Annotated in this window: 20 protein-coding genes and 1 pseudogene; 11 read left to right on the top strand and 10 right to left on the bottom strand. The window is 63.0% G+C overall.

The annotated features are described in order from the left end of the window. Positions 1–73: 73 nt before the first annotated feature. The 5 genes from NE852_RS16185 to queF all read left to right on the top strand — a co-directional run bounded on the left by NE852_RS16185 (position 74) and on the right by queF (position 4,875). Positions 74–2,263: an anthranilate synthase gene (locus tag NE852_RS16185; RefSeq protein WP_008530688.1), complete on the top strand. Its 2,190-nt coding sequence runs from the start codon at positions 74–76 to the stop codon at positions 2,261–2,263. A 101-nt stretch (positions 2,264–2,364) separates the two neighbouring features. After that, a complete protein-coding gene (locus NE852_RS16180; protein ID WP_008530689.1) occupies positions 2,365–2,604 on the top strand; it encodes a hypothetical protein in 240 nt (79 codons plus the stop codon). Between the two features lie 12 nt (positions 2,605–2,616). Then, the gene (locus NE852_RS16175) at positions 2,617–3,297 is read left to right on the top strand and encodes a DUF2161 domain-containing phosphodiesterase (protein ID WP_008530690.1); all 681 of its coding nucleotides are present in this window, start codon (positions 2,617–2,619) and stop codon (positions 3,295–3,297) included. Between the two features lie 199 nt (positions 3,298–3,496). Then, complete coding sequence (gene emfA, locus NE852_RS16170; protein WP_008530691.1) at positions 3,497–4,411, top strand: CDF family cation efflux transporter EmfA; 915 nt, start codon at positions 3,497–3,499, stop codon at positions 4,409–4,411. Beyond that, the gene (gene queF, locus NE852_RS16165) at positions 4,411–4,875 is read left to right on the top strand and encodes a preQ(1) synthase (protein WP_008530693.1); all 465 of its coding nucleotides are present in this window, start codon (positions 4,411–4,413) and stop codon (positions 4,873–4,875) included. The genes emfA and queF overlap by 1 nt, the downstream gene beginning before the upstream one ends. Positions 4,876–5,068: 193 nt before the next feature. Here the strand turns inward: queF and NE852_RS16160 are convergent, their stop codons facing one another. Beyond that, the gene (locus tag NE852_RS16160; protein WP_008530695.1) at positions 5,069–5,842 is read right to left on the bottom strand and encodes a DUF2076 domain-containing protein; all 774 of its coding nucleotides are present in this window, start codon (positions 5,840–5,842) and stop codon (positions 5,069–5,071) included. A 231-nt stretch (positions 5,843–6,073) separates the two neighbouring features. On the opposite strand from NE852_RS16160, the gene NE852_RS16155 reads away from it, so the two are divergent. The 4 genes from NE852_RS16155 to leuA all read left to right on the top strand — a co-directional run bounded on the left by NE852_RS16155 (position 6,074) and on the right by leuA (position 10,103). Continuing rightward, complete coding sequence (locus NE852_RS16155) at positions 6,074–6,658, top strand: ATP-dependent Clp protease proteolytic subunit (RefSeq protein ID WP_008530697.1); 585 nt, start codon at positions 6,074–6,076, stop codon at positions 6,656–6,658. Between the two features lie 184 nt (positions 6,659–6,842). Further along, complete coding sequence (locus NE852_RS16150) at positions 6,843–8,042, top strand: benzoate/H(+) symporter BenE family transporter (RefSeq protein WP_008530698.1); 1,200 nt, start codon at positions 6,843–6,845, stop codon at positions 8,040–8,042. Positions 8,043–8,102: 60 nt separating this feature from the next. Further along, on the top strand, positions 8,103–8,228 hold the full coding sequence (locus tag NE852_RS16145; RefSeq protein ID WP_258155830.1) for a hypothetical protein: 126 nt from the start codon (positions 8,103–8,105) through the stop codon (positions 8,226–8,228). Between the two features lie 156 nt (positions 8,229–8,384). Continuing rightward, a complete protein-coding gene (leuA, locus tag NE852_RS16140; protein WP_258155829.1) occupies positions 8,385–10,103 on the top strand; it encodes a 2-isopropylmalate synthase in 1,719 nt (572 codons plus the stop codon). 340 nt (positions 10,104–10,443) lie between these two features. On the opposite strand, the gene NE852_RS16135 is transcribed toward leuA, so the two are convergent. The 4 genes and pseudogenes from NE852_RS16135 to NE852_RS16120 all read right to left on the bottom strand — a co-directional run bounded on the left by NE852_RS16135 (position 10,444) and on the right by NE852_RS16120 (position 13,611). After that, a complete protein-coding gene (locus tag NE852_RS16135) occupies positions 10,444–11,286 on the bottom strand; it encodes an anti-sigma factor (RefSeq protein WP_008530704.1) in 843 nt (280 codons plus the stop codon). 1 nt (position 11,287) lies between these two features. After that, on the bottom strand, positions 11,288–11,797 hold the full coding sequence (locus tag NE852_RS16130; protein WP_008530705.1) for an RNA polymerase sigma factor: 510 nt from the start codon (positions 11,795–11,797) through the stop codon (positions 11,288–11,290). A 187-nt stretch (positions 11,798–11,984) separates the two neighbouring features. Continuing rightward, positions 11,985–12,545 (bottom strand): hypothetical protein, encoded by a 561-nt coding sequence (locus tag NE852_RS16125; protein ID WP_008530706.1) that lies wholly within the window; start codon positions 12,543–12,545, stop codon positions 11,985–11,987. 158 nt (positions 12,546–12,703) lie between these two features. Beyond that, positions 12,704–13,611: pseudogene (locus NE852_RS16120) on the bottom strand (metallophosphoesterase family protein). Between the two features lie 70 nt (positions 13,612–13,681). Between NE852_RS16120 and NE852_RS16115 the strand changes: the two are divergent. After that, on the top strand, positions 13,682–14,161 hold the full coding sequence (locus NE852_RS16115; protein WP_008530716.1) for an NUDIX domain-containing protein: 480 nt from the start codon (positions 13,682–13,684) through the stop codon (positions 14,159–14,161). Between the two features lie 83 nt (positions 14,162–14,244). Here NE852_RS16115 and NE852_RS16110 read toward each other — a convergent pair whose 3' ends face one another. Continuing rightward, positions 14,245–15,255 (bottom strand): glutathione S-transferase family protein, encoded by a 1,011-nt coding sequence (locus NE852_RS16110; RefSeq protein WP_008530717.1) that lies wholly within the window; start codon positions 15,253–15,255, stop codon positions 14,245–14,247. A gap of 203 nt (positions 15,256–15,458) precedes the next feature. On the opposite strand from NE852_RS16110, the gene NE852_RS16105 reads away from it, so the two are divergent. Continuing rightward, a complete protein-coding gene (locus NE852_RS16105) occupies positions 15,459–16,022 on the top strand; it encodes a GNAT family N-acetyltransferase (RefSeq protein WP_008530718.1) in 564 nt (187 codons plus the stop codon). On the opposite strand, the gene NE852_RS16100 is transcribed toward NE852_RS16105, so the two are convergent. Genes NE852_RS16100 through NE852_RS16085 form a run of 4 tightly spaced genes read right to left on the bottom strand, consistent with a single transcriptional unit; the run spans position 16,023 to position 22,243 of the window. Beyond that, on the bottom strand, positions 16,023–16,439 hold the full coding sequence (locus NE852_RS16100) for a GNAT family N-acetyltransferase (RefSeq protein WP_008530720.1): 417 nt from the start codon (positions 16,437–16,439) through the stop codon (positions 16,023–16,025). Positions 16,440–16,441: 2 nt separating this feature from the next. Then, on the bottom strand, positions 16,442–18,511 hold the full coding sequence (locus NE852_RS16095) for a hypothetical protein (protein ID WP_258155828.1): 2,070 nt from the start codon (positions 18,509–18,511) through the stop codon (positions 16,442–16,444). 1 nt (position 18,512) lies between these two features. Then, a complete protein-coding gene (locus NE852_RS16090) occupies positions 18,513–21,326 on the bottom strand; it encodes a DUF4159 domain-containing protein (protein WP_258155827.1) in 2,814 nt (937 codons plus the stop codon). Then, complete coding sequence (locus NE852_RS16085; RefSeq protein ID WP_008530728.1) at positions 21,323–22,243, bottom strand: DUF58 domain-containing protein; 921 nt, start codon at positions 22,241–22,243, stop codon at positions 21,323–21,325. Before NE852_RS16085 ends, NE852_RS16090 begins: the two co-directional genes overlap by 4 nt. Positions 22,244–22,256 lie beyond the last annotated feature (13 nt).

The raw sequence follows: 22,256 nt of genomic DNA, 5'->3' as shown, positions 1-22,256 counted from the left end.
CGCCCGAAACTTCGAGGCGGCTTTTTTGTTTTATCGCCGCCTGTCGTCCGGGCCCCGATAACGGAGTGGAACAATGGTAACGATCCTGCGGGATGATGGTGCGGAAATCTACGAGACCAAGGGCGGCATCACTGTCACCCGGCAGCGGCGGGCGATACCCTATGCCGATGCGGTCTCTTCTTATATCGACAAGCTCGACGAGCGCCGCGGCGCGGTGTTTTCGTCGAACTACGAATATCCGGGCCGTTATACACGTTGGGATACTGCCGTCGTCGATCCGCCGCTCGGCATCTCCTCCTTCGGGCGCGACGTCTGGATCGAGGCCTATAACGAGCGCGGCGAGGTCATTCTCGGCTTTGTGGCCGAGCGGCTGAAGATGGTGCCCGAACTCGTGCTCGGCGCTTCCTCCGCCCGTCGCCTCGACCTTTCCGTCAAGACGCCGGACCGGGTGTTCACCGAGGAAGAGCGCTCGAAGATGCCGACGGTTTTCACGGTGTTGCGTGCCGTCACCGACCTCTTCTATTCGCAGGCGGATGCGAGCCTCGGGCTCTACGGCGCCTTCGGCTACGACATCGCCTTCCAGTTCGATGCGATCGATCTGAAGCTGACGCGGCCGTCCGACCAGCGCGACATGGTGCTCTACCTGCCGGACGAGATCCTCGTCGTCGACAATTACGCCGCCAAGGCCTGGATCGACCGTTATGATTTCGAGAAAGGCGGCGTAACGACCGAAGGCAAGGCCGGCGATATCGCGCCGGAGCCTTTCAAGCATACGGATGCCATTCCGCCGAAGAGCGACCACCGGCCGGGCGAATATGCCGAGCTCGTCGTCAAGGCGAAGGAAAGCTTCCGCAAGGGCGATCTCTTCGAAGTCGTGCCCGGGCAGAAGTTCATGGAGCGATGCGAAAGCAAGCCGTCCGATATTTCCAAGCGGCTGAAGGCGATCAATCCGTCGCCCTATTCCTTCTTCATCAATCTTGGCAATCAGGAATATCTGGTCGGCGCTTCACCCGAAATGTTCGTGCGCGTATCCGGCCGCCGCATCGAGACCTGCCCGATCTCGGGCACGATCAAGCGCGGCGATGATCCGATCGCCGACAGCGAGCAGATCCTGAAGCTCTTGAATTCCAAGAAGGACGAATCCGAGCTTACCATGTGCTCGGACGTCGACCGCAACGACAAGAGCCGCGTCTGCGAACCGGGTTCTGTCAAGGTGATCGGCCGCCGGCAGATCGAGATGTATTCGCGCCTCATCCACACGGTCGACCATATCGAGGGGCGGCTGCGCGACGATATGGACGCTTTCGACGGATTCCTCAGCCACGCCTGGGCCGTCACTGTCACAGGGGCGCCGAAGCTCTGGGCGATGCGCTTCATCGAGAGCCGTGAAAAGAGCCCGCGTGCATGGTATGGTGGGGCGATCGGCATGGTCGGCTTCAACGGCGACATGAACACGGGCCTGACGTTGCGCACCGTGCGCATCAAGGACGGCATCGCCGAGGTGCGCGCCGGCGCGACGCTGCTCAACGATTCCATTCCAGAGGAAGAAGAAGCCGAAACCGAATTGAAGGCCTCCGCCATGCTTTCCGCCATCCGAGACGCCAAGACCGGCAATTCCGGCAAGATTCAGCGCGACGTCGCAAGCGTCGGCAAGGGCGTCAGCATCCTGCTCGTCGACCATGAGGACAGCTTCGTCCACACGCTCGCAAATTATTTCCGCCAGACGGGTGCGACGGTTTCGACCGTACGCACGCCGGTGCCGGAGGAAGTTTTCGATCGGCTGAATCCGGATCTCGTCGTCTTGTCTCCCGGTCCCGGCAATCCCAAGGATTTCGACTGCAAGGCGACGATCAAGAAGGCGCGGGCGCGCAACCTGCCGATCTTCGGCGTCTGCCTCGGCTTGCAGGCGCTTGCCGAGGCCTATGGCGGAGAACTGCGCCATCTCGCGCTGCCGATGCACGGCAAGCCGTCGCGCATTCGCGTGCTAGAGCCGGGCATTGTCTTCTCCGGCCTTTCCAAGGAGGTGACGGTCGGCCGTTACCATTCGATCTTCGCCGATCCCTCGACCCTGCCGCGTGAATTCATCATCACGGCGGAAAGCGAGGACGGCACGATCATGGGTATCGAACACGCCAAGGAGCCGATCGCCGCAGTACAGTTCCATCCGGAATCGATCATGACGCTCGGCGGTGACGCCGGTATGCGGATGATCGAGAATGTCGTGGCGCATCTGGCACGCAAGGTGAAGACCAAGGCAGCTTGAGGTCAGTTCTGCCTCGCCCCTTTCCGCGTGGGAAGGGGCGAGGGTTGACTCTATCAGGCAAATCAGAACATTTCCGGAACGATCAACCGGGAACTATCGCCGTGGCCAATGCTGAGAAGTTCATCATCCTTCCCTACCGCAAGAACCGCGGCAACCTCGTGCCCGGCGAAATGCGCCAGGCCTCGAATGCCGTCAGCGCGGAAAAGATCGCTTCGGCGATGGCCGAGCGTTTCGTCGGCGTTGCGGCCTATGCCGTGATCGTCGACGAGGAGACCGGCGACATGACCTCGCCGCGGTTGCTCGCAAAACATGGCGAGATTGCCGATCTCAACCCCGCCTGAGCGCCTTTTTCCATGGAGACGTCGCTCTACCTGCCGGTCAAAGCCTTCCTGGAGACGGCCGGTTATGTCGTCAAGGGTGAAGTCGCAGGATGCGATCTCGTCGGCTTGAGCGATGGCGAGCCGCCTATTGTGGTGATCTGCGAGCTGAAGCTCTCCTTCAATCTTGAACTGCTTCTCCAGGCGGTCGACCGGGCTGCGATGAGTGATGAGGTCTGGATCGCTGCGCGCGTTTCGGCCAAGGGGCGCGGGCGAGAGAGCGACAAACGCTACCGCGACCTTTGCCGGCGGCTCGGAATCGGTATGCTCGGCGTCTCGGATGGCGGCGAGGTCAGCGTCATCGTCAGCTCCGTGTCACCGATGCCGCGCACCAATCCGAAGCGGCGTTCTCGCCTCGTCAAGGAGCATCAGCGTCGTCGCGGCGATCCCGCCATCGGCGGCGGTTCGCGGGCACCGATCATGACGGCCTATCGCCAACAGGCGCTGCTCTGCGCGGCCGCGCTCGAGCGGGGTGTCGTGCGCCCGCGGGATATGAAGGCGCTGACCCCAAAGGCCGGGCCGATCCTGCGCGACAACGTCTACGGATGGTTCGAGCGCCAGGAAAAGGGCGTCTATGCCCTGACGCCGGCGGGGCAGGCCGCCCTTCTGCAATGGCCGCAGTCCGTCCAGCTCGATCCGGCCGCCTCGGTGCTGTAGCGGGATTGCGTATCCTGCGCCTGCACTGCCTGTTTCCCGGGGCGACAACATCTGTGAGAGACGTGTCATTCTCTTTGACAAATCCTCCATCATCGCCCATATCACCCTCAACTGGGCCGCCTGCGCGACATTCGCGTGGGCGGTTTTGCATTTCAATGGCTTAGACCCTGCAATTCATTCGCAACCGCAGGAGGACGATATGAGCGACAACGGCGATCTCACGGTTCGGAAGCTGGCGATGTGGGGGATTCCACTGTCGCTCGGCGTCATGGGGCTGAAGATGGTGGCCTGGTGGGTCACCGGCTCGGTGGCGCTGCTCTCGGATGGGCTCGAATCGACGGTCAACGTCGTTGCCGCCTTCGTCGCCTTCTTCGTCATCCGCTATGCGCAGAAGCCGGCCGATCACGACCATCCCTTCGGCCACCATAAGGCGGAGTATCTCTCCGCCGTCACCGAGGGCGTGCTGATCGTCGTTGCCGCACTGCTGATCGTCAACGAGGCGATCGGTTATCTCGCCGCGCCGCGCATGCTCGATGCGCCGGTGCTCGGCCTTGCGATCAATTTCGCGGCCGGCCTCATCAACGCGATCTGGGCGCGGCTTTTGATCCGGAGCGGGCGCAAACACCGGTCGGCGGCGCTGACGGCGGATGGGCAGCATATCATGTCCGACGTCGTCACCTCGGTCGGCGTGCTCGTCGGCCTGCTGCTGGCGTTGGCGACCGGTTACGCGATCTTCGACCCCGTGCTTGCCATCCTCGTTGCCGTCAACATCATCTATCAGGGCTGGAAGGTGATCTCGCAGTCAATCGGCGGGCTGATGGACCAGGCGGTTGAACCGCAGGAAGAGGAGGCGATCAAGGAGGCAATCGCTACCCATGCGGCAGGTTCGATCGGAGTGCATGACCTGAAGACGAGGCGGGCGGGCACCGTCACTTTCATCGATTTTCACCTGGTGGTGCCCGGCACTATGTCCGTGCGGCAGGCGCATGATATATGCGACCGCCTTGAGGATGCCATCAGGATGGTTCACGAGGGCGCTAAAATCGCCATTCATGTGGAGCCGGAGGGCGAAAAAGCCCACGGCATCCGCGTCAAAGTCGTCAAGGAGGCATGATGCCGAATACAGATGTTTCCAGCCTGTCGATGCTGGGTCAGCAGACCGAAACCGCCAAATCGCCTGAGGAGGCGGTGCTGGAGAAGGTGCCGTCCAACCATGCCGGAACCGACTATGTGGTGCGCTTCACCGCCCCGGAATTCACTTCACTCTGCCCGATGACCGGGCAGCCGGATTTCGCCCATATCGTCATCGACTATATCCCGGGCGAATGGCTGGTGGAATCGAAGTCGCTGAAGCTCTTCCTGCATTCCTTCCGCAATCACGGCGCGTTCCACGAGGATTGCTCGATCTACATCGCCAAACGCATCGTCGAGCTGCTCGATCCCAAGTGGCTTCGGATCGGCGCCTACTGGTATCCGCGCGGCGGCATTCCGATCGACGTCTTCTGGCAGACGGGCAAGCCGCCGGAAGGCGTATGGCTGCCGGAGCAGGGGGTTGCTACCTATCGTGGACGTGGGTGAGCTGCGGTGCCGCCAAAGGCGGCAGCAATCGATAGCTTTTCCTTCAACGCAATTCCGGACGAAAAACCGCTGCGCGCTTTTTCTGGAATTGGTCTGAATCGATTGCAGCGGCGAACGCCCTGAGCCCAAGCGAAGGGCAGGGCAACGGTGCGGCAATTGAACCAGCTGCCGCTCCCTCCTTGACTATCAATCCTCAGACATCCGTAACGTCGCCGGACGAGTCATCGCTGTAATCGTCGCCATCGTCGTAATCGGCCTGCTGAATATTGTCATTGTCCCTGTCGTCGGCATTATCCGAAGCTTGGCGGGTGCCGTCGTTGCCATAATAGTTGTTGATGACGGTTTCTTCGGTCGGTGCGCTGGCATTGCCGAAGGGGTCGGCGCCGAAGGGCGAGCCCAAGCCGAGTGAGGACATGTGATTGCCGAAGATGCCGCTCAGCGAATTGGCAAGCAGCATGCCGCCGGCAACGCCCGCCGCCGTGCCAAGGGCGCCGCGCAGGAAGCTGCCGCCGGCAGACGGCGCATAGGCTTGCTGGCTCCAGGGGCCGGTCGGCTGCTGCGGCATCTGGCGGTCATAGCCGCGGGGTTCGTCATAGGAGCGGGAGGGCTGGCCCCAAGGGCCGGGATTGGAGGGGCCGGGATTGGATGGAACTGGGGCTGGCTGCTGCGTCTGGGTATTGCCGAAGATCGAACTCAGGAAGCCGCCGCCCTGTTCGGCCTGGTGGTGCTCGCTCGCGCCGGCTTCGAGCTGTCGGACGCGCTCCTCGAGTTCCTTGATATGGTTGGCCGCCGCTTCCAGTCCCTTTTCCTGAACGATGACGGCCTGAGCTAGATAATAGGTGGCTGACGGCTGTTCGCGCGTCGCCTGGTCGATCAGGGCTTCGGCCTCGCGGTCGCGCGGCTGGGCGGCTGCCGTGCGCACGCGGTCGAAAAGGGCGGTCAGCAATTGGCGTTCTTCCGGTGACATGTCCTGTCTCCTGTTGATCTCGTATGGCGGTTGCCATGTGAGGGGTGAGGTAGGAACCGATTCTGGCTTTTCAAAGCCTTTCATCGTTACATTTCAGTAAGGCTTGCAGAACTGCGCGCGGCTTCTTAAGGATATCTCCACCGCTTCGGTGCCTTGTGTTTTTCCCGCATTGTTTTAGGCATTGAGTCGCACTATGTGCGAGGAACCCGAATTCATCTCCGAGAGGTTCGAATGAACGACGAAGAACAGGACGACAAGACGAAGGAACTGCCGCTCGGCAAGGAAACGGAGGCGAATCTTTTCAAGTCGCGTTCGATCTTCATCTATGGACCGATCAACCAGGAACTGGCGCAGAAGGTCTGCTCGCAGCTCGTGGCGCTTGCCGCGGCCAGCGACGAAGATATTCGCATCTATGTCAATTCGCCCGGCGGTCACGTCGAATCCGGCGATTCCATCCATGACATGATCAAGTTCATCAAGCCGAAGGTCTGGATGATCGGCACGGGCTGGGTCGCTTCGGCCGGCGCGCTGATCTATGTCGCGGCTCCGAAGGAGCGGCGCTTGTGCCTGCCGAACACGCGCTTCCTGCTGCACCAACCGTCGGGTGGCACGCGCGGCATGGCATCCGACATCGAGATCCAGGCACGCGAGATCATCAAGATGAACGAGCGCCTGAACAAGATCATGGCGGAGGCCACCGGCCAGCCGCTCGACAAGATCGCCAAGGATACGGATCGCGACTATTGGCTCTCGGCCGAAGAGGCGAAGGACTATGGCCTCGTTTCGCGCATCGTGACGTCGCAGTCCGATATCTGAGCTTTCCAAGCTCAAGCCGTTAAGAACAGCCCTTGCCTGCCAACCGCAGGCGAGGGCGTTTCGTTTTCAGACGATGCTTGCGGTCATCCATCGGCGAGGGCTGGACGGAAAAGGCTGATTCCGGACTTGCGCGGGCGGCAACTATCATGCTCCGTGCGCCATTCCCGCAATTCAGAGTTTCGTCATGCTCAAAGATTTCTCAATCCAGGCCCTGTTCATGGGGCTGCTTGCCGCTTTCGTCGGTTCCGCCAGCTCTTTCGCCGTTGTGCTGCATGGGCTGCAGACGGTGGGAGCGACGGATGCGCAGGCGGCTTCGGGGCTGATGGCATTGTCGATCTCCATGGGCGTCTGCGCGATCGTGCTCAGTGCCGTAACGCGGTTGCCGATCAGCATCGCCTGGTCGACACCGGGCGCAGCACTGCTTGCAAGCACCGGCGCGATCGAGGGCGGCTTCAATGCGGCGGTCGGCGCGTTTCTGATCTGCGCTCTGCTGATTATCATCGCCGGGCTGTTCAAGCCGCTCGGTCGGGCGGTCGCCGCCATTCCCGCGCCGCTTGCCAATGCGATGCTATCAGGCGTGCTGATCGGGCTCTGCTTCGCGCCGGTCAAGGCGATCGGTTTCAATCCGCTGTTCGGGCTGCCGATCGTCATTTCCTGGATCGTCGTCGGCGCCTTCAAGCGCCTCTGGGCGGTGCCGGCCGCACTCGCCGCCTTCGTGCTGGTGCTTGCCTTCGGCGTCGATATTCCCGCCGGCGCCTTTTCCTTGCTCGAGCGATCGCTGGTCCCGACGGCGGAATTCGTCTGGCCGGTGTTTAACTTTGCCGCTTTCATCTCGATCGCTCTGCCGCTTTTCATCGTGACCATGGCCTCGCAGAACATTCCCGGCATCGCCGTCCTGAAGGTCCACCATTACGATCCGAAGCCTGGTCCGCTCTTTGCCGTCACCGGCTTCTTCTCTTTGCTGTCGGCGCCTTTCGGCGGCCACGCGGTCAATCTGGCGGCGATCACCGCGGCCATGTGCGCGGGGCAGGATGCGCATGCCGATCCAAAGCGGCGCTACTGGGCATCGCTGATCGCCGGCGTCGGCTATATCGTCCTCGGGCTGCTTGCCGGCGCGGTCACCGCTTTCGTCGCGCTCGCGCCGCCCATTCTGATCGAGGCGGTGGCGGGACTGGCGCTGGTCGGGGCCTTCTCATCCTCGGCGATGTCGGCCTTCCAGGCGGTGGAATCGCGCGAGGCGGCGGCGATCACTTTCCTCGTCACCGCATCGGGCGTTTCCTTCGGCGGCATCTCAGGCGCTTTCTGGGGATTGATCGCCGGCGGGCTGATGCTCGTGCTGCAGCGGCTGGTGAAGATGTCGAAAGATCGCGCTCAGCAACGGTAACGGAAGCCGGCGGGCCGCGAGGGCTTGCCAGTTTTCCCGCCCGAGGTTATAAGCGCGGCCATGAAGACCTCAGGCGCCAAGATTTCCGACACGATTGCACGCGGCCGTATCGCCCTGCGTGACAACACACGCGCCCTGACCTCGCTTCTTCTCCTCGGCCTTACGCGCGGTTGCCGGGTCCGTTGAGGAGCGCCCGGCGGCCGAAAGCCCGCCCGGCATCGCTCCTCGCGACTCACTTTCAAAATTGACCTAACGACCGACGAAGGTCCGCATTTGTTTATCGCCAAGCCCGATGCGATCGGCTAAGGAGCGAGGCAAATGCCGGGACGAGGAGACAAGACAATGGACAACACCAACAGCCGAGCCTCCGCCAAAGGCATGCCCGATGCCGCGGTGAAATACCGACCCTATCCGCAGGTGAACATTCCCGACCGCACCTGGCCGACGAAGACCATCACCAAGGCGCCTGTCTGGTGCTCGGTGGATCTGCGCGACGGCAACCAGGCGCTCGTCGATCCGATGGGCCACGACCGCAAGGCCCGCATGTTCCATCTGCTGCTCGAGATGGGCTTCAAGGAAATCGAGATCGGCTTCCCCTCGGCTTCGCAGACGGATTTCGATTTCGCCCGCTGGTGCGTGGAGGAGGGCAACGTACCCGCCGACGTCTCGCTGCAGGTGTTGGTGCAGTGCCGCCCCGAACTGATCACCCGCACTTTCGAAGCACTGGAAGGCGCAAACCGGCCGATCGTGCACTTCTATAATTCGACCAGCGAGCTGCAGCGCCGCGTCGTTTTCGCCAAGGATGTACGGGGCATCAAGCAGATCGCCGTCGATGCCGCCAAGATGATCACCGACATGGCGGCCAAGGCCGGCGGCGGCTATCGCTTCGAATATTCGCCCGAAAGCTTTACCGGCACCGAGCTGGAAGTGGCGCTGGAGATCTGCAACGCCGTCATCGAGGTGGTGAAGCCGACGCCCGACAACAAACTCATCATCAACCTGCCGTCCACCGTCGAGATGGCGACGCCGAACGTCTATGCCGACCAGATCGAGTGGATGTGCCGCAACCTCGACAATCGCGAGAACCTGATCGTTTCGCTGCATCCGCATAACGACCGCGGCACCGGCATCGCCGCTGCCGAACTGGCTTTGCTGGCCGGTGCCGACCGCGTCGAAGGCACGCTCTTCGGCAATGGCGAGCGCACCGGCAATGTCGATGTGGTGACGATGGCGCTCAATATGTTCACGCAAGGGGTCGATCCCGGGATCGACTGCTCGAATATCGAGCGCATCAAGGAAGTGTTCGAATATTCGAACCAGATGGCGATTGCCGAGCGTCACCCCTATGTCGGCGAGCTGGTCTATACGGCCTTCTCCGGCTCGCATCAGGATGCGATCAACAAGGGCATGAAGGCGGCGCAGGTCGCCAATCATCCGGTCTGGGAAGTGCCTTATCTGCCGATCGATCCGCGTGACGTCGGCCGTTCCTACGAGGCGATCATCCGCATCAACTCGCAGTCCGGCAAGGGCGGCATCGCCTATATCCTGCAGCAGGATTATGGGCTCAACCTGCCGCGTAACCTGCAGGTCGAGTTCCGCGAGGACATCCAGCGCATCACCGACGTAGAGGGCAAGGAGCTTCCCTCGAAGCGTATCCATGACCGCTTCATCGAGCGCTATGTGACGCAGCCCGATGCGCGCCTCAGGTTCGTCGACCACCACACCTATCCGGACACCGAGCGCAAGGGTCAGCGGATCGTCGCGGCCGAGATATCAGACAATGGCGAGATCAAGCGCATCGAAGGGCGCGGCAACGGCCCGATCGACGGCTTCATCAACGCGCTGTCGCATTATCTCGGCATCGAAATGTCCGTCGAGGACTATTCCGAGCATTCGCTGCAGCACGGCTCGAACGCGGCGGCGATCTCCTATGTCGAGACCTCCTATCCCGGCGGCAAACTCTTCGGTGCCGGCATCAATACCAACATCGTCGCGGCGTCGCTCGAAGCGATTGTTTCGGCGGCCAATCGGGTGCTTGAGGTGAAGGCCGGCAAGGCCTGATCCTGGAAAGACCCAGGCCGCGATTGCGTCAGTGCAGCGCGGCCTGATGACTAGGTTGGCTCGTTGTGCCTTCGCTTAGCGCAAGCGCGAGCAATGAAGGGCCTGCCGTGCGGCCCGCTCATCCGCCCTACGGGCACCTTCTCCCCGCTGGGGAGAAGAGGGAGCAAGCCGTTCGCTATGCCTTCCCACTGCAGACGCTTTTAGGAACTGAGACATTGCCACATGTCTCTTCTCCCCTCGGGGAGAAGGTGCCGGCAGGCGGATGAAGGGGCGGCTGGTGCTGATGGTCGATGTTGCCTCGTTCGCACGCCGACCGTTCGCCATATACTACAGCCGATAATCAAATCGCCGTAGCGATTTCCATCGCCAGCTGGCTGAGGGCTGCTTCGGCGGAGGGGCCTGCGAGGACGTAGGAGGTGCCGGCATTGTGCCAGGTGACCAGGCCGATCTCGTCCTTGATCGTTTCCTTGAAATCGTCGGTCTCGGGCGGCTGCGCGTCCTTGCGGAAGCAGATGGAGATGATGTCGCCGTCATTGTTGGAATAAACGAGCTGGCCGACAGGGCGGTTGTCGCCGAGAATGACGCGGGCGCCCTGGAAGGTCCAGGATTGGCCGCTGAGATCGGGCACGCGGAAGGGGACGCCGATTGCGGTCGTCAGCCAGCTGGAGATTTCCTCGGCCTGCGAGGCAGGCACTTCGACGAGATGACGGGGCTGGCGCATCAGCAGGCGTTGATAGGCGGTGACGTCGCCCAGCCAATCGTTTGTATTGGCAGGCGCCGTGGCAGAGGTCGTGGTGGCGATATCGTCGGCATCCGGGCTTTTGCCGACGAAATAGCCGATGCCGCAGCCGACGACGAAGAGGATGAGGGCGGCGGCCAGCGCCTGCGGACCGCTAGGCGCCAGTTTCACCTGCGGGCGCGTGGCGCGCTGGGCAATCGGCGTCTTCGGCGGCTGCGTGCTCTTGATCGAGCGGACGAGAGAGAGCGGCACCGGCTCCTTCAGGACGTCTTCGAGGCGGCGGCGGCCGAAATCGGCGCCGTGGCGCAGCTTCTCATGCAGCCGGCGCGCATTCTCGTCGCTTGCCAGGCGCTGCTCCAGTTCGTGCCGCTGTTCGGGCGAGACTTCGCCGTCGAGAAGGGCGGTGAGCTGGGCTTCGAGCGGCAATTTTCTGAGATCGAGCAATTCAGTACCTGTGGATCGGGTGGGAGCCGGCGAGCCCGGCGAAATGCAGCCTTGCGGTGGCGAGCTGGGAGACGACGCTGGCCGCGGGAATGCCCATGATGTCGGCCGCCTGCTGATAGCTGTGGCCCTCGACGTCGACGAGCAGGAAGATCGAGGATACGCCATCCGGCATTTCGGCGATCATGCGATGAATGACATCGGGATCGGCCGCGGCCGAGCGTTCGCGCGCGGCCTCTCTGATATCGGTGACGTTGCCACGGACCGACGCCTTCGGCTTGCGCTTGCGGCTGTCGTCGGCCCATTGCTGGCGGGCGAGCGTATAGATCCAGCTTTCCAGCCGGCCTTCGCCGTTCCACTGATGTCCCTTGGCGATGGCGCGCTGACAGATCGCCTGGACCAGTTCGTCGGCCACGGCTGCATCACCCGCGAGCGTGATCGCGAAGCGGCGGAGGCGGGGCAGAAGACCGACGAGGTCACGCCGGAGATCGATGGTCGTTGCGGGCTGACGCATTGTCTATCCAAGAAGCATTCACAATGGTTTCGCGGACGAAGGGTTCGCCATCGGGCGCGAAACCGGCTTTATCGACACCGGCGATGCAAGAGCTTTATGAAACAAGTCTCCTGCACTGTGCAAGCATCCGGTCGTCTTCATCCCCCTTTCTCAAGGGATTTTCGTAGCGTAGCCCGCAAAGCTTGCGTCAATATGTCCTGTACCCGTTCAAGCTTTGCAGCAGGGCGCGGTAGGCCCAGGTCCCCTCGCCGCCGCGATCGCGGATTTCGACGAGCTGGACGCGGGCGCCCTGAATGTCTCCCTGTTCCGCCAGCGCCATGCCCATGTAAGAGCGGGCGAGGATGTAGTTCTCATCCGCCTGCAGCGCCTTGCGATAATAGGACATGCCGAGTTCCATGCGGCCCGCCTTGCGGTTGGCATAACCGAGATAGTTCAGGATGCGCGGGTCGTTCTGGTTGCTGGCGAGGTTCAGCACGGTGATGGCGTTCTCATACTGGCCGGCATAGGCGAATTCGCGGGCGAATTTATAGAGATCGTCGTCGTTGAAGCTGCTCTTCTTCGGGGTGACGCATTCCTTCTTAGCCTTGTCCCAGACCTTGCCATCGGTGCAGGTCTTGGTCGTCTGGGTCTTCGGAGGCGGATTGGTGTCGTCGTTGTTGCCGCCGACCGCGAAAGCGGCCGTAGCCATGCCGACGGCAAAGCCGGCAACAAGCGAAAGTCTGCACAAGCGATGGAAAGGGGAAGTCATTGGCGGCTCCGTTCTGAGGCGATGCAGTTATCAGGAGTGTACGCTTAACGCCAAAAATACCAAGGGGGTAAGCGGCCCCCGCGGCAAATGTTGCGACGACGGCCCGATCTCCTCACAGACTGATTCAAGCGCCGCATAAAGACGGTTCACAGAGAACGCTAAGGGGCGAAAATATCAGTGCTTTCCTGCATGACCGCATCGCCGGTCCTGTTCACGCTGAAGCGTTCGCCGGTGAGCTCCCAGGCGCCGGGAGAGCCGTCGATCGAGAAGAGGTTGTAGGCGGCGGGCGGCTTGATGCTGCCCGGTCCCTGCGAGGCCGAGGCGACGCCGACGACGGGCACCGGCTGCACCTGGCCGCGCAGCCAGTGCAGCGTATTGAGGTGCGTGTGGCCGTGCAGCACGAGCTCGGCGCCGCCGGTCGAAATCACGGCGGCGAAGCGGCGGATACCGATCATGCGCTTGTGAAAGGCGGTGGCGCCGCGGATCGGCGGATGATGGATCATGACGACGCGGAAGAGGCCGGCTTCACCAGCTGCGCGCAGCATGTTCACCGTATCGCGGGCCTGGCGGGCGCCAAAGAAGCCGGAGGCGGCGAAGGGGGGGTGGCGACCGCCGTCGAGCAGCCGACGATCGCGACTTTGCCGCGCACGCGCAGATAGGGGAAGATATGGCGGTCTTCCTGCCGTTGCGGCGGGGAAAGATCACCGCGGACATAATCGTACCAGGCGCGCATCGACTTCTCGTAGGCGCCGGGCACATAGGCGTCGTGATTGCCGGGAACGACCGAAGTGTCGGCGGGATCGCCGAGTTCGCGCAGCCAGGCGGCGGCGGCGCGGATCTCGATGCCGCTCGCCAGATTGACGAGATCGCCGGTGACGGCCAAGTGATCGGCCTGATGGGCACGGATGTCATCGAGCAGCAGATCCAGCGTACTGCCGAAAAGGTGCTTGCGTCGATTTCGATGCCAGTTCACAAAGCCGGTTATGCGTTTTGAAAACAGCTCTTGAATGGAAAGACGGGGCAGCGGTCCGAGGTGGACGTCGGAAATATGCGCGAGCTTGAACATGCTACGAGACATAGACCAGCTTATTGACAATTCAAACACATCCGGCGTGATGAAGAGCTGAAACGGAGCAATGGTGGATAACGAGAAGCGGCCCTTTCACATCAGAGCGGCCCTGCGCCTCCTGCATGTCTATTTCTCCTTCGCCCGCGGCATGACGATGGGCGTCAGAGCCGCCTGCTTCGATGCGGAGGGGCGGATTTTCCTTGTGCGCCACAGCTATGTCGGCGGCTGGCATATGCCGGGCGGCGGGCTCGAGCGCAACGAGACGGTCGAGGAAGCGCTGGTCAAGGAGCTGCGCGAGGAGGGCAACCTCAGGATTATCGGCAAGCCGCGGCTTGTCCACGTCTATTTCAATACCTCGATCACCCGGCGCGACCATGTCGTGTTCTACCGGGCGACCGTCGAGCAGACAGCGGTTCGTCCGCCGGATTGGGAGATCTCCGACAGCGGGTTCTTTTCACTCGACAACCTGCCGGCGGGCACGACCGAGGCGACGCATCGCCGCCTCGCCGAGCTTCGGGGCGAGCAAGAGCCCGACCACCGCTGGTGAGAGGCTTCAGGCGGCGTTCAGCCTGCTGCATAATTTCTTAAATCGGATTCGATTTAAGAGTAAATATGCAGCAATTTAGAGTTCTACAGCGTCCTTTGCGCGTCTAAAAAGACGCGCGGCGCTGTAGTGCGGCCGTGCGGGCTGTCGAGATCGAGGACCGGGCCTAATGGGACGATACCGGTCGGGTTGATCGTCTTGTGGCTGCGGTAATAATGCTGCTTGATGTGCTTTAGGTTCACCGTCTCGGCAACGCCCGCCGTCTGATAGAGATCCTTGAGATAGCCTGGCAGGTTGCGGTAGTCGGCGATGCGGCGGATGTTGCACTTGAAGTGGCCGACATAGACGGGATCGAAGCGCACCAGCGTGGTGAAGAGGCGCCAGTCGGCTTCAGTCAGCCTGTCGCCGAAGAGGTAGCGGCCCTTGCCCAGGCGTTCGTCGAGCATATCGAGCGTCTCGAACAACTTGCCGACATTTTCCTGATAGGCTTCCTGGGTGGTGGCGAAGCCCGCCTTGTAGACGCCGTTGTTGACCGTGTCGTAGACAGTGGCGTTCAGGGCGTCGATTTCGGCGCGAAGATCCTCAGGATAGAAATCGACCGTCGAGCCCGTCAGCCCGTCGAAGGCGCTGTTGAACATGCGGATGATCTCGGCGGATTCGTTGTTGACGATCGTGCCTGACTTCTTGTCCCAGAGGACGGGAACGGTCACGCGGCCGGAATAGTGCGGATCGGCTTTGGCGTAGATCTGCCAGAGGGTGGCAGCGCCGTAGAGCTGGTCGCCGGTGGCGCCGTCGCCGACCTTGAATTCCCAGCCGTTCTCGACCATCAGCGGATCGACGACGGAGACCGAAATCAGCTCTTCCAGCTTCTTCAGCTTGCGGAAGATCAGGGTTCGGTGTGCCCAGGGGCAGGCGAGCGAGACATAGAGATGGTAACGCCCGGCCTCGGCCTTGAAGCCGCCGCTGCCGGAAGGGCCGGGTTCGCCATCCTGCGTCACCCAGTTGCGGAACTGCGAGGGCTGCCGCTTGAATTGGCCCTTGCTCTCTTTCGTATCGTACCAGATGTCATGCCAGACGCCGTCCACCAGCATTCCCATGATCGTCATTTCCTTGATTTGCGTGTCGGGAGCGAAGTTAGCTGAGATAGCGGGACTTTGCAGGCGGTAAAGATTGAACAGTGCGTCACGCTTGGCAAAAATGTATTTTGCGTTGGACGACGGAAATTTTTCCTGCTATCGGCCTTTCCACAATTTGAGAGACCCTGCCTGATGTTCATCTCCAGAAACCCGCGACGACGCTGATGCTCCCGAACGCCCATGGCGTGTTCGAGACCCATCAATCTGTCCATCCGGTTTCTGTCATCATGTACAAGCACGACCTCGTCTACCTCACAGAAGACGCGTCTCATGACGCCGCCATCGAACACATCAACGAAGAAGCCTTCGGTCCGGGCCGCTTCACACGGGCTGCCGCGCGCATTCGCGAGCAGGGGCCGCATGATCTCTCGCTCTCCTTCATCTGCACAGACGACGGCGAAACGATCGCCTCCGTGCGCATGACGCCGGTGCTGGCCGGCACCGTCAAGGGGCATCTTCTCGGTCCGCTCGCGGTGCGGCCCTCCCACAAGAACATCGGCATCGGCCGGGAACTGGTGCGGATCGCGGTGGAGGCGGCAAGACGCAAGGGCTCGGAAGCCGTCATCCTCGTCGGCGATCCGCCCTATTACGGTCCGCTCGGCTTCGAGAAGGTCGCCTACAACGCGCTTACCTTCCCCGGCCCGGTCGATCCCGGCCGCGTGCTCGTCGTTCCGATCGCCGAGGGCGTGCACGAGCGCCTGAAGGGCACAATTGCCTGGCACGGATGATCAGAGATTTTTCCGGAGGAAGCTGCGGGTGCGGCCTTCCGGGAATTCCTCAAGCTCCCCGAAGACTTCATAACCCTGACGGAGATAGGCGCGGAGAGCCTGCGGGCTGAACGTGTCGATCCAGGCGCCGCGGCAGCCGCGGGCTCTCGCCTCTTCTTCGGCCTTCGCCAGGAGCTTGCCGGCGAGACCGGTGCCGCGCAACGTATCGGGAACATAAAGCATCTGGGTGAAGAGCCAGCCCCAGGCGGTAAAGCCCGAAAGGCCGCCGGTCACCTTGCCGTCGGTGTCGCGGATGAGGACGGAAAGCGGTTGGCGATCCGAGGGGCCGACATCCCCCGCGTTGAAGGCCGTGAGTGCATCGGCAATCGCCGCGAGTTCCTCCTGCGAGGGCGAAGCGGTAAGCTCGAATTCCGCCACTACTACCGTCCCTCGCGCCACCACATGGCGCCGAAGGCGAGCAGCAGGATGCCGACGCCGGCAAAACCGGCAAAGAGCGGCAGCGTGTTGATGCCCTTCAGAACCGTCTCGCTGGTCATGCGGATCATCATGCGTTCATTGTCGGAGACGCGGACCTGGCCGCGCACCGGCAGGATCGGCGGTACGCTGATCGCGCCGTTTTCATTGGCGACACGGGTCACGAGACCCTTGCTCCTGTCGGCGACCGGTTTCAGTACATCGGTTGTCGAGATCATCGCCTTGAATTCCGGTGCGTCGACGGCGCCGATATGGACGAGCGTCGACAGCTTGCCGTTGCGGATTTCGAAGAGCCCGATCTCGTCCATCCGCTTCTCGGCCTTGTAGAGCCCGGGCTCAGTCTGGGTAAGCGGCAGAGTTTCGGTCTTGCCTGAGGGATAACGCACGGTGGCGTTGCCTGGATTGTCGCCGATCGTCTGGCGGGTGACTTCAAGGGTGCGGCCGGAGGCGCGCGCCGTCAGCGCTTCTTCCTCGAGCGCCGGTTCCTTCATGAGCCAATGGGCAATGCGGCGATAGAGCGAGACATTGGGGCCGCCGCCTTCGAAGCCGCGCGCCCAGAGCCAGCCCTGATCGGAAAGCAACATGGCGACACGTCCCTGGCCGGCGCGGTTCAGCACCAGCAGCGGATGGTTGTCGGCGCCGAGCATGATCGTCTCGCCCTCAGGCTTTTCGACGTCGACGCTGCGGAACCAGCGGCCCCAATGCGGCGGGTCCTCGCCCGAGCCGTCGAGACCGCGCGTGACGGGATGTTTGCGGCCTTCCTCGGAAAGGCGGGGGTAGAAGGCCTTTTCGATCATCTGGCCGGTGGGCATTGCCGGCAGCACCGAGGAAAGCGGCGTCATCGCGATGGAATCGGGGCCGGCATGCTCGGGGCCGGCCGCGATCAGCAGCGCGCCGCCGTTTTCAACATACTGGGCGATGTTGTCGTAATAGAGCAGCGGCAGCACGCCGCGATGCTGGTAGCGGTCGAAGATGATCAGGTCGAAATCCTTGATCTTGTCGACGAAGAGCTCGCGCGTCGGGAAGGCGATCAGCGACAGTTCGTTGATCGGCGTGCCGTCCTGCTTTTCCGGCGGACGCAGGATGGTGAAGTGGACGAGATCGACCGAGGCGTCGGATTTCAAGAGGTTACGCCAGGCGCGCTCGCCGGCATGCGGCTCGCCGGAGACGAGCAGGACGCGCAGATTCTGGCGGATGCCGTCGATGACATGGACGGCGCGGTTGTTGGCGGCGGTGACTTCGCCCGGAAGCTCGGCGACGGAAAATTCGAGAACGTTGCTGCCGCCGCCCGGCACCTGGAAGGAGAAGGGCGTATCCTGGCCGGGCGTCGCCCGCAGGGTGGCGATTTCGTTGCCGTTCATCTTGACGATGACGTCGGCAGTGCCGCCCGGGCTCGGGCCGTCGTCGAAGACGCGCAGGATGACCTGCTGCTCTTCGTTGACGATGCCGAAGCGCGGCCCTTTGATGACTTCGATGCGGCGATCGAATTCCTTGGGCTTGCCGGTCACAAGGCCGTGGATCGGCGCGTTGAAGCCGAGGGCCTGGTTGGCGGCCGGGACATCATGGACTTCGCCGTCGGTCAGCATGATGGCGCCGCCGACGCGGGAGGGAGGGACATCGGCGATGTTGGCGGCCAGCGCATCGAACAGGCGCGTGGAGGGCACGTCGGAATTGACGTCGCCTTCGACGTCGACGAAGCGGGGCTCTATCTGGGGAAAGCGGGCGAGCTGCCCTTTCAGGGCCGCCAGCGCCTCGTCGGTCATCTCTATGCGGTCGGGCGTCTGCTGGCTCTGGCTTCGGTCGACGATGACGGGAACGATCGTCGACAGCTGATCCCGGTCCTCCTGCAGCAGTACCGGATTGGCAAGAGCGGTGAGCAGGGCGAGCGCCGCCAGCGTCCTGATCCAGGCGCCGCGAACGCCGCGCCAAAGTGCGAACGCGGCGATGACGGCGCTGACGACGGCGAGTGTTGCCAGAACCGGCCAGGGCAGGAAGGGCGAAAAATCGAACGTCATATCATTGTCCTAACCGCTCAAGCAGGTCGGGAACATGAACCTGGTCGGTCTTGTAGTTGCCGGTCAGCATATACATCATGATGTTGACGCCGGAGCGGTAGGCATATTCGCGCTGCGTTTCATCGGACGGCACGGTCGGCAGCATCGGTATGCCGTTGTCGTCGATCGCCCAGGCGCCGGCGAAATCATTGCCGGTGATCAGGATCGGCGAAACGCCGTCGGCCGTCGCCGCCGATTTTTCGGTCGCTTCGCGGCCGCCTTGCCGGGCCTCGATCCAGAGAGGGCTGCCGGTGTAACGGCCGGGGAAGCTCGAGAGCAGATAGAAGGATTTCGTCAGCACGTGATCTGATGGCACCGGCTCCAGCGGCGGGATGTCGAGATTGGCGAGGATCTGCTGCAGCCTCTCACCGTTGGCGCTGACATTGCCGCCATTGTCCAGTGCGCTGATCTGATCGCGTGTGTCGAAAAGCACCGTGCCGCCGTTGCGCATATAGGCGTCGATGCGGCTGATCGCGGCCGAGGATGGCATCGGTGCCGTCGCCGAGACCGGCCAGTAGATGATCGGATAGAAGGCGAGTTCGTCCTTGGTGAGGTCGAGGCCCACGGGCGGCGCCGGCTCCAGCGTCGTACGGAAGGTCAGGAACTGGGTAAGGCCTTCAAGGCCGCGCTCCGATACATTGTCCACGTCCTGCTCGCCGGTGACGACATAGGCGAGGTGGGTATTATCAAGCCTTTCCAGAATGAGATCGTCGCCAGGCCGGGTGTCGTTGGCGTGAAGCGTGCCGGGCTGCAGGAGAAAGCCGGCTGCGACCGCGACTGCAATCACGCCCACGGTGCGGACGGCCGGACGCAATCGCGAGAACGCGCCGTTCATGAAGAGGACGATCAGGCTATCGGCGAGCAGCAGCAGAAAGGCTGCGAGGAACAGCGCCGGCTTTGCCGACCAGCTTTCGCCGCCGATCAGCCCTTCGCGAATGGCATTGGTTCCCGATATGTCGAGCGGTTTCAGTTCGGCATCCTCCGGCAGCACGTTCAGGGAGGTGAAACCGTCTTCCGAGCCGTAGAGCCCGGGCGGGTTGTCGAAACTCGCCGTCGGTTCGGTTCCGGCCTGGGGGATCAGCGGCCGCGCCGAACCGGTCTCGGAGACGAGCAAGCCCTTGGCCGTCAGCATGCGGAACGGCGGCAGCGTTTCGGCAACACGCGCATTGCCGCGCGCCTCCGACGTCACGCCGCCCGAACGCGATATCTGCAGGAGATGGCGCAGCATGTCGACGAAGGTACCCGAGATCGGCAGATCGGACCAGGTCGCTTCCGCGGTGACGTGGAACAGCACGATCTGGCCGGATGCGAGTTGTTTCATCGTCACGAGCGGCGTGCCGTCGGCCAGGCTCGCCCAGGTGCGCTCGGCAAGATCGGGCGTCGGTTCGGCAAGCACCTGCCGCTTGACGACGACATCGGCGGGGCGCGCTATGCCGGCGAAAGGCCCGAAATTCGGAAATTCGGCCAGCAATTGCGGCTCGCTCCAGGACAATGTGCCGCCGAGCGCCCGTTCTCCCTGGCGCAGAATGACGGGGATCAGTGGATCGTCGGCAGGTGCTGCCGCCATGCGCGGGCCGGCAAAACGCAGGAGCATGCCGCCGTTCGATATCCAGCGCGTCAGGGGTTCGTAGGTCTCCTCCGGCAGCCGGCCGATATCGGCCATGATGATGATGGAGGGATTGCTGGCGAGGAGCTTCGGTATGGCGACGGCAAGATCGGAATCGCCGGGTTGGATCAGATCCGCATAAGGCTGGAGCGCTCGCTGGATATAATAGAGCGGCGAGAGCAGCGGCTGGAACTCGTCGCCGCTCGCACCCGACAAGAGGACGACGCGGCGGCGCTTGAAGGCGTCGTCGAGAAGATGAACCGCGCCCGCCGTCGCACCATTGTCCACGCTGATGCGTGCGAAATCGTTGCGCATCTCGAAGGGGGCGGTGATCGAACTCGTGGCGACGCTCTGGCCGGGGCTGAAATCCACCCTGCCATTGGCGATCGAGCGGCCCTGCGCATCGGCGGCGTTCAGCGCCACGGTTGCGGCATGCGAACTGTTGAGGCGCGTGACCTTGACGGTCATGGCATCCGCCGCGTTGTTGGCAGCAGTGACGGCAACCGTCTTGGCGGCGTCGCCCTCGATCAGGCGGAGATCGGCAGGCTGGAGTTCGGCGAGCTGGCGCACCGTGGCATCGCCGGCTTTGGCGGCTGCGCCGTCGGTGAGGAAGGCGAGGGTGCCGGGCTTGGTGCCGTTCAGGGCGGCGCGCAACGCCTGGAAGGCGCGCTCGCGATCGGGCACCAGCGGTCGGGGCTCGGCTGCGCGCAGCTTGTCGCGGGCGCTAGCCGCGGTGCCGGGCACGGCGTCGTTGGTCGGGTCGGCGGTGAAGGCGATCGATACGGGCGTGCCGGCGGCTTCGGCGTCGTCTATCAGCGCGCCGGCGGTCTGGACGCGACGCTCCCAATCGGGTGCCGCTGCCCAGCTGTTGTCGACGAAGAGGACGAGCGGGCCGCCTGATGCCAGCGAACTGCTGCGCGGGTTGAAGACCGGATCGGCAATCGCAAGGATGATGGTGGCGGCAAGCAGCATGCGCAGCAGCGTCAGCCACCACGGGCTCTGTGCCGGCGTCTCCTCGCGCTTCAGAACGGATGCGAGGATTTTCAGCGGCGGGAAGATCTCGGCCTTCGGGCGCGGCGGCGTCAGCCGCAGCAGCCACCAGATGACGGGGAGCGCGACAAGGGCGCCGAGAATGGCGGGATAGGCAAAAGCGAAGGGGAGGGCGTTCATAGCTGCCCTCCATGCGTCGCCTTGGCCGGCATGCCCGAGAGATACATGTGTATGGCGACCAGTGCTTCCGAAGCGAGGTGATCGGTGTGGTGGGTCGCAAATGTCCAGCCGAGATGGCGCAGCGACTGGCCGAGGCTCTCCCTGCGCGCGAGATAGGCGCTGCGATAGGCCTCGCGGATGTGTTCGGCGCGGCCGGAAATCAGCTTGGCGCCGGTTTCCGGATCGGTGAATTCGGTGCGGCCGCTATAGGGAAATATCTCTTCGGCCGGATCTGCTATCTCGACGACATGGCCGCGCAGGCCGCGGCGGGCAAGCGGACCGAGGCGCTCCATGACCGCCTGCGCATCGTCGAGGAAATCGCCGATGAGAACGAGGTCGCTCCAGCCGCGGATCATCGCCGTTTCCGGCAGGCCGCCGGTCAGAGGCGTGTGCATGAGCGCCGACGCCAGCCGTTCGGCGGCGTTGCGGGTGGAGACGGGATCCATGATGCCGGGGCAGCCGATGCGTTCGCCGGAGCGGGCAAGGACCTCGGCCAACGCCAGCATGACGACCAGCGCCCGGCTTTCCTTGGAGACGCTGCCGTAGCTCGACTTGTACATCATCGAGGGCGACATGTCGCACCAGAGCCAGATGGTGTGCGCCGCCTCCCATTCGCGCTCGCGCACATAGGTATGGTCGTCGCGGGCGGAGCGGCGCCAATCGATGCGCGACAGGCTTTCGCCTTCGGCATAGGGGCGAAACTGCCAGAAATTCTCGCCGATACCGCGCTTGCGGCGGCCATGCCAGCCAGCAATCACCGTGTTGGCGATGCGCTTTGCTTCCACCAGGCAGTCCGGTATCAGGGCCGCCCGCTGTCTGGCGCGTGAAAGGGCATCGCTGCCTGACGTCGGGTTGACGATCTGTCCGATAGATGCCACGCGTCCGGCTTCC

This window comes from Rhizobium sp. Pop5, assembly GCF_024721175.1.
GTDB lineage: Bacteria > Pseudomonadota > Alphaproteobacteria > Rhizobiales > Rhizobiaceae > Rhizobium.
The sequence above is the reverse complement of the archived record's forward strand: the minus strand, read 5'-3'. Positions and strand labels throughout refer to the sequence as shown.

What these genes read in the sequence shown, in the direction of transcription:
- NE852_RS16185 (WP_008530688.1), top strand. Translation starts at nt 74, where the DNA reads ATGGTAACGATCCTGCGGGATGATGGTGCGGAAATCTACGAGACCAAG.
- NE852_RS16175 (WP_008530690.1), top strand. Translation starts at nt 2,617, where the DNA reads ATGGAGACGTCGCTCTACCTGCCGGTCAAAGCCTTCCTGGAGACGGCC.
- emfA (WP_008530691.1), top strand. Translation starts at nt 3,497, where the DNA reads ATGAGCGACAACGGCGATCTCACGGTTCGGAAGCTGGCGATGTGGGGG.
- queF (WP_008530693.1), top strand. Translation starts at nt 4,411, where the DNA reads ATGCCGAATACAGATGTTTCCAGCCTGTCGATGCTGGGTCAGCAGACC.
- NE852_RS16160 (WP_008530695.1), bottom strand. Translation starts at nt 5,842, where the DNA reads ATGTCACCGGAAGAACGCCAATTGCTGACCGCCCTTTTCGACCGCGTG.
- NE852_RS16155 (WP_008530697.1), top strand. Translation starts at nt 6,074, where the DNA reads ATGAACGACGAAGAACAGGACGACAAGACGAAGGAACTGCCGCTCGGC.
- NE852_RS16150 (WP_008530698.1), top strand. Translation starts at nt 6,843, where the DNA reads ATGCTCAAAGATTTCTCAATCCAGGCCCTGTTCATGGGGCTGCTTGCC.
- NE852_RS16145 (WP_258155830.1), top strand. Translation starts at nt 8,103, where the DNA reads ATGAAGACCTCAGGCGCCAAGATTTCCGACACGATTGCACGCGGCCGT.
- leuA (WP_258155829.1), top strand. Translation starts at nt 8,385, where the DNA reads ATGGACAACACCAACAGCCGAGCCTCCGCCAAAGGCATGCCCGATGCC.
- NE852_RS16130 (WP_008530705.1), bottom strand. Translation starts at nt 11,797, where the DNA reads ATGCGTCAGCCCGCAACGACCATCGATCTCCGGCGTGACCTCGTCGGT.
- NE852_RS16125 (WP_008530706.1), bottom strand. Translation starts at nt 12,545, where the DNA reads ATGACTTCCCCTTTCCATCGCTTGTGCAGACTTTCGCTTGTTGCCGGC.
- NE852_RS16115 (WP_008530716.1), top strand. Translation starts at nt 13,682, where the DNA reads ATGGTGGATAACGAGAAGCGGCCCTTTCACATCAGAGCGGCCCTGCGC.
- NE852_RS16110 (WP_008530717.1), bottom strand. Translation starts at nt 15,255, where the DNA reads ATGGGAATGCTGGTGGACGGCGTCTGGCATGACATCTGGTACGATACG.
- NE852_RS16105 (WP_008530718.1), top strand. Translation starts at nt 15,459, where the DNA reads ATGCTCCCGAACGCCCATGGCGTGTTCGAGACCCATCAATCTGTCCAT.
- NE852_RS16095 (WP_258155828.1), bottom strand. Translation starts at nt 18,511, where the DNA reads ATGACGTTCGATTTTTCGCCCTTCCTGCCCTGGCCGGTTCTGGCAACA.
- NE852_RS16090 (WP_258155827.1), bottom strand. Translation starts at nt 21,326, where the DNA reads ATGAACGCCCTCCCCTTCGCTTTTGCCTATCCCGCCATTCTCGGCGCC.